The sequence below is a fragment of the Pseudomonas sp. WS 5079 genome, from assembly GCF_012985465.1.
Lineage (GTDB): Bacteria > Pseudomonadota > Gammaproteobacteria > Pseudomonadales > Pseudomonadaceae > Aquipseudomonas.
Map to the genome: position 1 here is coordinate 165,977 of NZ_JAAQWN010000011.1, position 12,547 is coordinate 178,523.

Sequence of the window (12,547 nt, forward strand, 5' to 3'; positions counted from 1 at the left end):
TGTAGGAGCCGGCTCCTATAGGGAAACGGGCTTTTGCTCCCGCGTCTTTATCTCGCTGACAATCACCGCCGCCACAATCAACACCGCGCCGAGCATGGCAATCGGCGGGAAACGCTCGCCGGCAATCCGCCCGATTATCCCGGCCCACACCGGTTCACCGGCATAGATCAGGGTGGCGCGGGTGGGCGAGACGCTTTTCTGCGCCCAGTTCATCGCCAGTTGAATCACCGCGCTGGTCAGGCCCAGGCCCACGGCGCTGAACAGCAGTACCCAGGAAAAGTCCGGCAATGCCTCGCCCGTGGGCACTACCAGCAGGAACGACAGCAACGAGGCGGTGGCCAGTTGCACCACGGTCACCCGGCGCACATCCACCTGGCCGGCATAGGCGCTGATCAGGATGATTTCGGCGGCAATTGCGATAGCACCGATCAAGGTGGCGATTTCGCCGGGGCTGAAATTCAACGATGCGCCGGCCGGTCCGGTCAAAAGCATCAGGCCGGCGAAGGCCAGCATGATGCCAATGCTCGGCATCAACCCCGGGCGCCGTCCCAGCACCAGCCATTGCAGCAGCGGTACAAAGGGCACGTAGAGCGCGGTGATAAACGCCGACTGGCTGCTGAGGATGGTCTGCAGGCCAATGGTTTGCAGGCCGTAGCCAAACATGATCGCGGTGCCGATAAACACGCCGGCCTTGAGCTCAAAACGTGTCAGGCCACACAGGTTGCGCAGGGAAAACAAGCCGACCACCAGTGCCGCCGCGGCAAAGCGCAAGCCGACGAAGAACATCGGCCCGCTGACGGTCATGGCATGTTGCACCAGGATAAACGTGCCGCCCCAGATCATGGTGATCAGCACCAGCACGCATTCGGCTTTGCTGAAGCGGGAAAACAATGGGGAGGCGGTCGAGGTGGTCATGGCGGCTCTGGTCTTGCACAGGAAGGGCGCGGAACGCACAATGCGCCGCAGCTGGGCAGTATACTGCGCAACCCCACCAAGTGAGCAATATAGTGCACAAAGAAAATCCGCAACGGGCCTCGGTCCTGCAGCACGTCAGCCAGAACGTTCGACGCCTGCGCCACGCCGCCGAACTGAGCCAGACAGCCCTGGCAGAAAAGTCCGGGGTCAGCCGGCGCATGCTGGTGGCCATCGAGGCGGGTGAAAAGAACGTCAGCCTGTCCACCCTCGACCGCGTGGCCGAAGCCCTGGACGTGGCCTTCAGCGACCTGATCCAGGCCCCCGACGCCCGTGACCACAGCCGCATCAACGAACTGGCCTGGGCCGGTGAGATCGATGGCAGCAAGGCCGTATTGCTGGCCAAGGCCACCGCCCGGCGTGAGGTGGAGCTATGGGAATGGCGCCTGGAACCGGGCGATCGCTATTGCCCGGACCCAGACCTGGAAGGCTGGAGCGAGCAGTTGTTCGTGTTCGAGGGCAGCCTGACCCTGGTAGTGGATGACGTCGAAACCACCATCGCCGCCGGCGAGTTCTTTATGTTTCCCAGCCACCAGCCCCATGCCTATCGCAATGAGGGCCCAGTGGCGGTGCGCTTTATCCGCAACGTGGTGATCTAGATCCACACATCATTCTGCTGGGTCCGCTCGCCGCCCTGATTGCCGGTGTTCAACACGCCGCAGGGTTCGACCAGCAGCAACTTCACCTCGCCGTCGGCATACGGTTTGTGCTCGACGCCCCTGGGCACCACAAACATCTCGCCGGTGCCGATCTGTACCGCGCCATCGCGAAAATCAATGCGCAGCGCGCCTTCGAGGACGATAAAGGTCTCGTCGGTGTCCGCGTGGCTGTGCCAGATAAAATCCCCCTCGATCTTCACCACCTTGAATTGGTAGTCGTTCATCTGCGCGATGACCTTGGGTGTCCATTGCTCGCTGAACAGGCTGTATTTTTGCGCAAAGTTGATGGCGGTGTAGGAGGGCATGGCAGTCATCTCAGGTGATCGAAGCCTGACATTAAGTGCCACGTGAGAGCGGGTATTGAATGATCGTGCGATTGTCAGGTTAAAAGAAACGTTATATTGTATCCCTTGAGATCGATTCTCAAGTGTTGCCGGGCTTGAGGTCGATACGTTTTTTTTCGGCTCAAGGGATTGCAGATGAACCAGTTGCACGGTGTAGCTCCAGGGTTTTCGACGTTGTTGGCAGTAGGCCTGATGTCCTCGCTCACCGGCTTGCCCGCCGTCGCGGCGCTGGAACGTGAAGAGTCGGTCACCGAGCTTGAAGCCACGCGGGTCAGTGCGCCGCTGAACAAGGCCCTGGAAGTCAACGCCGGTGGCTTCGGCGCCAAGGATGCCATGGAGATCCCCCTGGCCATCCAGAGCTACTCCAGCAAGACCATCGTCGACAGCTCCGCACGCACCGCCGTGGATGTGCTGAGCCTCGACCCTTCGGTGCTCAGTTCGTCGGGCGGCAGCGGCTTTGACAACTTCCGCCTGCGCGGCTTTGCCATGGACAACTTCAACACCATCCGCCGCGATGGCCTGACCCTGGCCCCGCACCACGACGTGCCCCTGGAAAACGTCGAGCGCATCGACGTGCTCAAGGGCCCGTCGGGTTTCCTCTACGGTTTCAATTCACCGGGCGGCACCATCAACTACATCCTCAAGCGCCCGACCCTGGAGCCGCTGCTCAATGTCAGCGTGCAAGGCTCCTCGTTGCTCGGCCGCTACGTGGCGATTGATACCAGCGACTCGTTCAACGATGGCGCCTTTGGTTATCGCCTGAATGCCGGCTACGAGAAAAACGGCGACTTCGACCATGCCCGCGACATGGAGCGCAAGTTTATCGGCCTGGCCACCGACTTGCGTCTGAGCGACCGCGCGTTGTTGCAACTGAATGCCGACTGGTCGCGCAAGTCCACGGTCTCCGACCCGTTGCTGCGTGCCGACCAGAGTGGTCGCGCCAACCCGCTGGACCCGTCCAGCTATGTGCTGCCGCCCAAGGTCAATCGCCGCGATCTGTTGACCGGCTCCTGGTTCCGCCACCAGACCGAAGGCGCTAACCTCGACGCCAAGTTCGAGTACGAACTGGACGACAACTGGACCTCCGTGACCCAGGGCAACTACTCGCGGGTCGAGCGCCACGGCGGCTATAACGACCTGTTCGGGATCAAGCCCAACGGCGATATCGGCTCGGCCGACTTTTACGTGTCCCGTGGCGAAGTGTTCAGCACCTGGTCGCTGCAGTCGTACCTGGCCGGCAAATTCGCCACCGGCAACATCTATCACGACGTGTTCTTCGGCACCGGCTACAAGCAGTTCAAGGACGTCAGCCCGTTCTGGGATTCGGTGGACAGCGGCACTCCCGGCATCGGCATCGGTGATGTATCGGTGGGCAATATCCGCCACCCGGTCAATCCGCCCAAGTGGCATTTCGGCCCGGAACGGCCCACCGATTTTGTGTCTTCCATCAAGGAAACCTCGGTCTTTGCCAGCGACCTGATTTCCCTCACCGAGCAATTCCAGGTGATGCTCGGCGGGCGTTATATCTGGTACCGCGCGGATCAACTCTCGGCCATCGCACCTTCGCAAAGCCATAACGTATTCGTGCCCAGCGCTGCGCTGATCTACCGGCCCTGGGACAGCGTGATGACTTACGTCAGCTACTCCAAAGGCTTTGAAAAAGGTGACTACGCCCCCTATAACGCGACCAACGCCAACCAGCCCACCGACGCCATCGAGTCCCAGCAATACGAGGTGGGCCTGAAGCTGGACCTCAATGATCGCCTGAACCTGGGCCTGGCGGTGTTCGATATCCGGCGCAAGGCCAGTTACCTGAACACCAGCAACACTTATGTGAGCAACGGTGAATTCCACCACCGTGGCGCCGAGCTGACCCTGTCCAATCGCGTCACCGACGCCCTGACCCTCAGCGCCAACGCCGCCTACCTGGCCACGCGCATGGAAGATGTGGATGACGTCACCGTGGACGGCAAACGCACCGAAAGCGTGCCCAAGTGGAAAGGCGCGGTCGGTGCCTTGTACACCGTGGCCGCTGTGCCCGGCCTGTCGTTGGACAGCACCGTCAGCTACGTCGGCAGCCGCCCGGTGGATGCGCAGAACAGCGGCTACATCCCCAGCTACACCTTGCTCGACGCCGGTATCAGCTACCGCTCGAAACTGGCGGATACCCCGGTGATCTACCGCCTGCACGGCAAGAACCTGACCAACAAGTACTACTACGCCAGCGCCTATTACCAGGGCGGGCTGGATGTGGGGCGCGAGCGCGAAGTATTCCTGTCGGCCAAGTTCGAGTTCTAGAACCATGACGTATTCCAGCTCATTGCCCGGCCTGCGCCACCTGTGGGTCGAGCGCCTGCTTGAGCGGCACGCGGGTACCTTGACCGAGTTGGTCGATGGCCTTGGCTCGCCGCTGCACTTGCTGTGCCCGCAGGTATTTCACGCCAATGTCGAAGCCTTCCAGCACAGCTTTACCCAGGCCCAGGTGCGCGGCAGCCTGCTGTTTGCCAAAAAGGCCAACAAGGCCAACTGCTTTACCCAGGCCTGCGCGCAATGTGCGATTGGCTTGGATGTGGCCAGCGTCGGCGAGCTGCAAAAGGCCCTGGCGGGCGGGGTGGCCGGCCGTGAGATCGGCGTGTCCGGGCCGCGTAAAAGCGATCAATTGCTTGGGTTGAGTTTGAGTCACCAGTGCCTGCTGGCGGTGGATTCGCTGGAGGAGTTGCTGCGTATCCAGCAATTGGCGTTATCCCTGCGCCAACGGGCGCGCCTGTTGTTGCGCTATTGCCCTGCCAGCCAGCTCCACAGCCGCTTCGGCCTTAATCCACGGGAGTGTGACCAGGCCCTGGTGTTTTGCCGCAAGCATGTGGCGAACCTGGATCTGCAAGGCTTTTCCTTTCACCTTGGTGGCTACGACACCGCGCAGCGTGCGCACGTCGCCAGCCACTTGGTCGACCTGTGCCAGGCCAGTGAGCTGGACGACTGCCGCACGGTCAACCTGGGCGGTGGCTTTGCCGTGCGCTATGTCGACCCGGCGCAGTGGCAGGCGTTTATGGCCGAGGACTGCGCCGAGCGCTACCACAGCGACAAGGGCTTCGCCGGCTTCTATCCCTATGGTGCGCCACGCGCCGGCGCCGAGGCCCTTGACGATGTCCTCGCCACGCCCGTGGGCCCCGGCCTGAGCCTGGCGCAAAAGGTCATCGAACAGGGCGTGCGGCTGATCATCGAACCCGGCCGCGCCTTGCTCGACCAGGCCGGTATCAGCGTGTTCCGCGTGCAGGGCGTCAAGGACCGCACGGCCTGCGACGGCTATGCCCAGGTCACCGTGCAGGGCAGCAGCTTCAACCTCTCCGAGCAGTGGTTCAACAGCGAATTCTTGCCCGACCCGCTGCTGGTGCCGGCCTCGCCACGGCCGCGGTCGCCGTTTGTCGCGTGTATTGGCGGGTCCACCTGCCTGGAGTCGGACATGCTGACCTGGCGCAAAGTCGCCTTCGACTACCCGATCCAGGCGGGTGACTTGCTTATCTACCTCAATACCGCCGGCTATCAGATGGATTCCAACGAGTCGCCGTTTCACGAAGCGCCATTGCCACACAAAGTGGTGCTGGAGCTGCGTAACCCCTACCTGCGCTGGAAGCTGGACAGCCTGGCTTGAGCGCATTCAACAAGGAGCCCCGAGTGAACAGTTTGAATAAACCCGCAGCCCCCGCCGACCTATGGGTGCTGCCCCAGGCTGCGCTCGAAGACCTGGGGGTGAGTTACCGTGAAGTGCTGCAGGTGGTCGAGCAGGCGTACAAGGCCTTGCGCAGCGGCGACTCGCAGAACCCGCTCAAGACCATTGTCGAACCTGCGGACCGCCACTCCATCAGCTACTCGATGGTCGGCCGCGATGGCGCCAGCCACACCGTGGGCTTCAAGGTGGTCTACGAGCATGACCCGCAGCGCGCTCGCGACGCCTATCAGTTCCACTCGTTTATCTTCCTGTGTGATGACCGCACCGGCCGCCCGATTGCCTTGATGGACGTGGTCAAGCTCGGCCCGCTGCGCACCTCGGCCACCTCGGCGCTGATGGCCCGGGCCGCCTGCCCGGATGCCCGCAGTGCCCTGGTGGTCGGTACCGGCGTGCAGGGCCAGGTGGCGTTGCCCATGTTGCTCGCGGCCATGCCGGACCTGGAGCGTTTGTATGTCTACGGGCACTACGCCGAGGGCCTGCGCGCGGTGCAGGACACCCTGCGCAAACACTACCCGCTGCGCGAGGTGATCGTGGTCGATGACCTGCCGGCGGCGGCGGGCGAGGCCGATATCATCCTTGGCGTGGCCGGGCTTTCGGCACGCCAGCAAGTGCAGCGGGCGTGGCTCAAGCCGGGCGCCGTGGCGGTGCTGGTCGGCTATGGCATCGACGCCGACGTGCTGCACGGCGCCGATTACCTAATCGCCACCGACACCGCGCAGATGCAAGTCACCAGCGCCGACCTGGCCGCCGCCGACGGCAGCCTGCCCGAGGTAGACGCCGAACTGCCGGACATTCTCCTGGGCCTGGCGCCCGCACGTCGCGATCCAAGCGATGTGGTGTTCGCCTACAACAGCGGCATGGTGGTGACTGACGTCGCCCTCGGCCGCCTGATGGCCGACCGCGCCCTGGCGCAGAACCGTGGGCAGAGGGTCCAACTATGGTCGGCCTGACTGCCGCACAACCCGGCGCCTGGCGCGCCGACAGCCGGGCCCTGCTGTTGCTGGCGTTGCCGCTGATCCTGACCAACCTGGCCTACGTGGCCCTGACCACCATCGACATCGTGGTGCTCGGCATGCTGGGTGCCAAGGAGCTGGCCGCCGGTGGCCTGGCCATCGCGCTGTTCAACCAGTTGCGCACCACCGGCACCGGCCTGGTCACCGGCGTCAGCAACCTGGTGGCCCAGGCCAATGCCCAGGGCGATGAAGCCCGGGTGCGGGCGCTGTTGGTGGCGGGGCTGTTCTGGGCGACCGTCAGTGGCCTGGTGTTTATGGGGGTGTTGCTGGGGTTGCGCCAGCCGCTGACCTGGCTGGGCCAGGATGCCAGCGTGGTAGCCAATGCCATGGATTTCCTGCTGATCATTGCTCCCGGCCTGCTGCCTTGCCTGTGGTTTCAGGCGCTGCGCCACTTTACCGTGGGCCTGAAATTCCCCGGGCCGTTGCTGGCGATCACCCTGGTGTCGATCTTCCTCACGGCGGCGCTGAACTACGTGCTGGTGTTCGGCAAGTTCGGCGTCCCGGCCTACGGGCTGGCGGGGGTGGCGATCACCAGCGCCGTGGTGTTCCTGCTGTCGTTCCTGATGTTCTTCGCGGTGGTACTGACCCATCGGCGCCTGGCCGGTTACTTCAAGCTTTCGCACCTGAGTTTTTCGCCGGCGGCGATCAAGGCGGTGTGGAAGCTCGGGCTGCCGATTGCCGGGACCTATGCCAGCGAGGCCGGGTTCTTCAGTGTGCTGACCCTGCTGATCGGCACCCTGGGCATGGAAGCGCTGGCGGCGCAGACCGTGCTCAACCAGATCATCTACATCGTGTTCATGTTTTCGGCGGGTATCTCCCATGCCGCCTCGATCCACATCAGCGACGCCTGCGGCACCGGGCAGTATCAACGCGCGCGGCAGCTGGGGCGCCTGGGTCTGGGGCTGGGGCTGCTAGTCATGCTGCTGTTTGCCATTCCCTACGCACTGCTGCCCGAACAGGTGATCGGCCTGTTCATCAGTACCGAACACGCCAACAACCTGGATGCGGTGCGTCTGGCGACCACCGGTTTGTTGATCGCCATCGTCCTGCAGGTGTTCGACGCCAGCCAGAACATCGGCAACGGCATCCTGCGCGGCATCGGCGATACGGCGGGGCCACTGCGCATTTCCCTGTTCGGCTACTGGTTGGTGGGGCTGCCCGCTGCCTGGTTACTGGGCATTGTCAGCCCCTACGGGATCTTTGGCGTGTGGGCCGGTTTGGCGATAGGCCTGGCGGCCACGGCGTTGCTGCTGATTGTTTCGTTTGAACGCCAACTCAACGCGCTGGATCGCGCGGGCGCTATCGCACTGTCATGACTAGGAGGTGTTCCATGCATCAAGACAACCCCGCACAGCGCATCGCGGCGCTGGTGCGGCCCAGTGTGCGGCGCTTGCCCCTGTATGACCCGGGCGCCGACCCACGCCAGATGGGTACGCCAATGGTGACGAAGCTGTCCAACTGCGAAAACCCGCTGGGCATGTCGCCGGCTGCCGCGGCCATGCTCGCACGCCAGGGCGGGGCAGGGCTGGAGCGCTACCCCGACCCCACTGGCCGGGCGTTGCGCCACCTGATCGGCGGGCAGTTGGATGTGGATCCGGCCAGGATCATCCTCGGCAATGGCTCGGAAAATATCCTCGAGCTGTTGTGCCTGGCGCTGCTCGATCCCCAGGACCGGGTGGTCACCCAGCAACCCTGCTTCAGCTTGCATGAAAGCCTGCCGTTGATGATGGGCGCGATGCTGGACAAGGTGCCGCTCAACCCGGATTTCAGCTTCAACCTGCACGCCTGGGCCACGGCCCTCAAGGAACCGGCGAAGCTGTTGATGCTGAGCACCCCCTGCAACCCGGTGGGCACCGCACTGTCCAGCGCTGAGCTGACGGCACTGATCGCCGCCGCCCATCCCGACACCTTGTTGGTGATCGACGAGGCGTACTTCGAATTCGTCGAGCAGGGCGCCGATGCCCTGGCGATCCTCGGTGCGCAGTCGCGACCGTGGATCGTCCTGCGCACATTCTCCAAGGCGTATGGGCTGGCGGGGCTGCGGATCGGCTATGGCATTGCCTCGCACCAAAGCCTGATCGATGCGCTGCACCGGGTGCGCACGCCATACAACGTCAATCAACCGGCCCAGGAGGCCGCCAAGGCCGCCTGGCTCGATCAGGAACACGTGGCGCGCAGTCGAGAATTTGTCGCCATCGAGCGCCAGCGGCTGACCGAAGGGTTGCAGGCGGCGGGGTTTCGCGTGGCGCCGTCCCAGGCCAATTTCCTGTTTATCGACACCGCCTGCAACGCCCTGGAAGTGGTCGACGAACTGCTCAAGGACGGGATCATCGTCAAGGCCTGGCGCGAGCCGGGGTACACCGGTTTTATCCGCGTGTCCCTGGGCCTGGCCCAACAAAACCAGGCGTTTCTCGCCAGCCTGCAACGCGCCGTCGCGGCCCTGGCCGGGTAAGCGCCGAGCCGGTTTTTCATACTGCCCAGAGGTTGTCATGATCAAGAGTTGCCTGTCCGAACTGATCGGCGATACGCCGCTGCTCAAATTGTGCGTCACCGAAAACGGCAGCTGCGTGCTGCTCAAGCTGGAACAATTCAACCCCACCGGTACCGCCAAGATCCGCATGGCCCGGCAAATGCTCGACGAGGCGCAGGCCAGCGGGCAGCTCAAGCCGGGTGGGCGGATTGTCGAGTCGACCTCAGGCAACACCGGGTTGGGCCTGGCGCTGCTGGCCGCCGAGCGCGGCTATCGCTTCACCGCCGTGGTTGACGAACACGCCAGCCCCGACAAACTGCGGGCGATGCAAGCCTTTGGTGCGCAACTGGTGCGGGTCGGCGACCCCGGTAGCGGGCTGGCCACCGCCGACCGCGATGCCACCGCCGAGCGTATCGCCACGGAGCAGGGCGCCTACTGGACCCGCCAGCATCACAACCCGGCCAATGCCAACGGCTACACGCAACTGGCCGCGGAACTGCGTGCGGTGCTCGGCGCTGAAATCCACTACCTGGTGGGCGCCGTGGGCACCGGCGGCTCACTGTGCGGCACCGCGCGTGCGTTGAAACGCCATGCCCACGGCCTGCAAGTGATCGGTGTCGAGCCCTGCGGCTCGGTGATCTTCGGCGGCCCCGGGGCGCCGTATCACCAGTCCGGCACCGGCACCCCGGAGGGCGCGGAAATCGGTGCCGTGGTCGACTACGAACTGATTGATAAAGGCCTCACCGTCAGTGATGCCCAGGCCTTTGAAACCGCGCGCTACCTGGCACGGCATTACGGCCTGCTGCTTGGCGGCTCGGCAGGTGGAGTGGTCTACCAGGCCCTGCGCGAGGCGCGGCACGCGCCGGCCCACAGCGTGATCGTGGCACTGGTGTGCGATGGCGGCGAAAAGTACCTCGACACCGTGTTCAACGACCAATGGATGGCCGACCGGCAACTGCTGGCGCCGCAGGTGCATCGCGAACTGGGACAGTGGTTGGGCGCGCAGCCCTTGCTCAAGCAGCAGGCCTAGCGGCTTGCCTGGGGCGCCACCCTTCGCTACTGTGGCGCCCCGCCCGCGTGAGCCCCGCCATGAGTGACACCACTGTCGAACTGATCCAGACCGGCCCTGAACAGGCCGAACTGATCTGCAATCTCTACCAGTTCTATGCCTATGAATCCTCGGATTGGGAGCAAGAGGACGTCGAACAGGACGGCCGCTTCTACATCCATGAAGAACACCTGTCGCGCTACTGGCAAGACCCGCAATGGAGCGCCAATCTACTGCTGGTGGATGGTTACATCGCCGGATTCCTGCTGATCGAGCGCAGCGAACTGCCGGGGATCAACGCGCTGGAACTGGCTGACCTGTTTATCTTGAAACGCTATCGGCGCAAGGGCATAGGCCGAGCACTGGCCACCCAGGTATTGACCAGCGGCGAGGCCGACTGGCTGGTGCGCTTCTATGACCAGGACGAGGTGTCCCAGGCGTTCTGGCGCAGCGTACTGGATAACCTGCCGCGCCCGGTGCAGGCCATTGAGCTGGATGACGAGCCGCAACTGCTGAGCTTTTTGGTGACCCGGGCGATGGTTCACTGACCGTGGCCTTGTGTGTGGGCTTGTGTGGGAGCGGGCTTGCTCGCGAAAGCGGTGGGTCAGTCAACATCAATGTTTGCTGGGCCGACGTCTTCGCGGCGATCCGACAAGCCCGCTCCCACAGAGGGTCTGTGTTTGTTTGAACTACCGCTGATTTACTTCGGTTGAACGCTTGGGCGGCTATGCTGGTCAACTGACCTTCAATGTCGACGCAAAGAGGTGACCGCAATGGCCAAGACTTACAGCTACGCCGCCCGTGACGCCAAGGATGCCCTCAAGCCCTATACCTTCGAGCGCCGCGCCCCCGGGGCCGACGATGTACAGATCGATATCCTCTATTGCGGGGTCTGCCACTCCGACCTGCACACCGTGCGCAATGAGTGGCACAACACGCTCTATCCGTCGGTGCCGGGCCATGAAATCGTCGGCCGGGTGACGGCGGTGGGAGCCAATGTCAGCCGCTTCAAGGTCGGCGACCTGGCCGGCGTCGGCTGCATGGTCGACAGCTGCCAGCACTGTGAATCCTGCGCCGAAGGCGAGGAGCAGTACTGCGAGAACGGTTTTACCGGCACTTACAACGGTCCGGTGTTTGGCGGCGAAAACACCTTTGGCGGCTATTCGGACAACATCGTGGTCAAGGAGCAGTTCGTCCTGCGCATCTCCCACGACGAGGCGCAATTGGCGGCCGTGGCACCGCTGTTGTGTGCCGGCATCACCACCTATTCGCCGCTGCACCACTGGAAGGTCGGCCCTGGGCAGAAAGTCGGCGTGGTCGGCCTTGGCGGCCTGGGCCATATGGCGGTGAAGATCGCCCATGCCATGGGCGCACATGTGGTGTTGTTCACCACCTCGCCCAACAAACGCGAAGACGGCCTGCGCCTGGGGGCCGACGAAGTGGTGGTGTCGAAGAACCCCGACGAAATGGCCAAGGTCGCCAACAGCCTGGACTTCATCCTCAACACCGTGGCCGCGCCCCACGACCTGGATGTGTTCCTCAACCTGCTCAAGCGCGACGGCACCATGACCCTGGTGGGCGCGCCGGACAGCCCGCACCCATCGCCCTCGGTGTTCAACCTGATCTTCAAGCGCCGCAGCCTGGCGGGGTCATTGATTGGCGGCATCCAGGAGACCCAGGACATGCTGGACTTCTGCGCCCGGCACGGGATCGTTTCGCAGATTGAGATGATTGATATCCAGGCCATCAACGAATCCTATGAGCGCATGCTCAAGGGTGATGTGAAGTATCGCTTTGTGATCGACATGGATAGCCTCAAGCGCGAGATCCAGGCGGCCTGATGTGGGGCTGGGTTTTTGGGTGCATATCCGTTGCTGCGGTCATGGCGGCTATTGGTTCCACCCTTACGGCGGGTCACTTTTGGAAAAGAGCCCGGAGTGCCGGCCCAGCCAAAAGTAACCAAAAGGGCTCTTGCCCCACCACTCGGTACCTCGCCTAGGCTCGGTGTGCCCGTCATCCGACATTGATTTGGGGGGCCGCCGCGATGGGCCATCCCTGGCCCAGCGCGGCTAACCCGGCGTCCTGCCGGGTTACCCCCAAATCAATATCGGATGACGGCCAGCGTGGTTTAACGGGGCGCCTTCACAAGCTAAGCGAGGCGGCCTGACAGCCGACCTGATCATCGAAGCGTACGCGTACCCCTGTAGGAGCTGGCTTGCCTGCGATGGTCGTTAACGATGACGAATGAATACCAGATACTCTGATGTGTTCTTTCGGGCGTCATCGCAGGCAAGCCAGCTCCTACAGGGGAATC

Annotated in this window: 11 protein-coding genes; 9 read left to right on the plus strand and 2 right to left on the minus strand. The window is 63.3% G+C overall.

What is annotated here, in order from left to right:
• Positions 1–15: 15 nt before the first annotated feature.
• The gene (locus tag HBO05_RS25170) at positions 16–915 is read right to left on the minus strand and encodes a DMT family transporter (RefSeq protein ID WP_170058431.1); all 900 of its coding nucleotides are present in this window, start codon (positions 913–915) and stop codon (positions 16–18) included.
• A gap of 92 nt (positions 916–1,007) precedes the next feature.
• On the opposite strand from HBO05_RS25170, the gene HBO05_RS25175 reads away from it, so the two are divergent.
• Positions 1,008–1,571 (plus strand): XRE family transcriptional regulator, encoded by a 564-nt coding sequence (locus tag HBO05_RS25175; protein WP_169954712.1) that lies wholly within the window; start codon positions 1,008–1,010, stop codon positions 1,569–1,571.
• Here the strand turns inward: HBO05_RS25175 and HBO05_RS25180 are convergent.
• On the minus strand, positions 1,568–1,936 hold the full coding sequence (locus HBO05_RS25180) for a cupin domain-containing protein (protein ID WP_169954798.1): 369 nt from the start codon (positions 1,934–1,936) through the stop codon (positions 1,568–1,570). The two genes, HBO05_RS25175 and HBO05_RS25180, sit on opposite strands and share 4 nt — an antisense overlap.
• Before the next feature lie 174 nt (positions 1,937–2,110).
• Between HBO05_RS25180 and HBO05_RS25185 the strand changes: the two genes are divergently transcribed.
• The 8 genes from HBO05_RS25185 (at position 2,111) to HBO05_RS25220 (ending at position 12,074) form a co-directional block, all read left to right on the plus strand.
• Complete coding sequence (locus tag HBO05_RS25185) at positions 2,111–4,273, plus strand: TonB-dependent siderophore receptor (protein ID WP_172314520.1); 2,163 nt, start codon at positions 2,111–2,113, stop codon at positions 4,271–4,273.
• A 4-nt stretch (positions 4,274–4,277) separates the two neighbouring features.
• Positions 4,278–5,624: an alanine racemase gene (locus HBO05_RS25190; protein ID WP_172314522.1), complete on the plus strand. Its 1,347-nt coding sequence runs from the start codon at positions 4,278–4,280 to the stop codon at positions 5,622–5,624.
• 23 nt (positions 5,625–5,647) lie between these two features.
• On the plus strand, positions 5,648–6,652 hold the full coding sequence (locus HBO05_RS25195) for a hypothetical protein (RefSeq protein ID WP_222932572.1): 1,005 nt from the start codon (positions 5,648–5,650) through the stop codon (positions 6,650–6,652).
• Positions 6,640–8,031, plus strand: a complete 1,392-nt coding sequence (locus tag HBO05_RS25200; protein WP_172314524.1) for an MATE family efflux transporter — start codon at positions 6,640–6,642, stop codon at positions 8,029–8,031. Before HBO05_RS25195 ends, HBO05_RS25200 begins: the two co-directional genes overlap by 13 nt.
• A 14-nt stretch (positions 8,032–8,045) precedes the next feature.
• Positions 8,046–9,167, plus strand: coding sequence for a histidinol-phosphate transaminase (gene hisC, locus HBO05_RS25205; RefSeq protein ID WP_172314526.1), 1,122 nt, complete (start codon positions 8,046–8,048; stop codon positions 9,165–9,167).
• Positions 9,168–9,204: 37 nt separating this feature from the next.
• The gene (locus HBO05_RS25210; protein WP_170043749.1) at positions 9,205–10,215 is read left to right on the plus strand and encodes a cysteine synthase family protein; all 1,011 of its coding nucleotides are present in this window, start codon (positions 9,205–9,207) and stop codon (positions 10,213–10,215) included.
• Positions 10,216–10,274: 59 nt separating this feature from the next.
• Positions 10,275–10,781 (plus strand): GNAT family N-acetyltransferase, encoded by a 507-nt coding sequence (locus tag HBO05_RS25215; RefSeq protein WP_169954706.1) that lies wholly within the window; start codon positions 10,275–10,277, stop codon positions 10,779–10,781.
• A gap of 225 nt (positions 10,782–11,006) precedes the next feature.
• Positions 11,007–12,074 (plus strand): NAD(P)-dependent alcohol dehydrogenase, encoded by a 1,068-nt coding sequence (locus HBO05_RS25220; RefSeq protein WP_172314527.1) that lies wholly within the window; start codon positions 11,007–11,009, stop codon positions 12,072–12,074.
• Positions 12,075–12,547 lie beyond the last annotated feature (473 nt).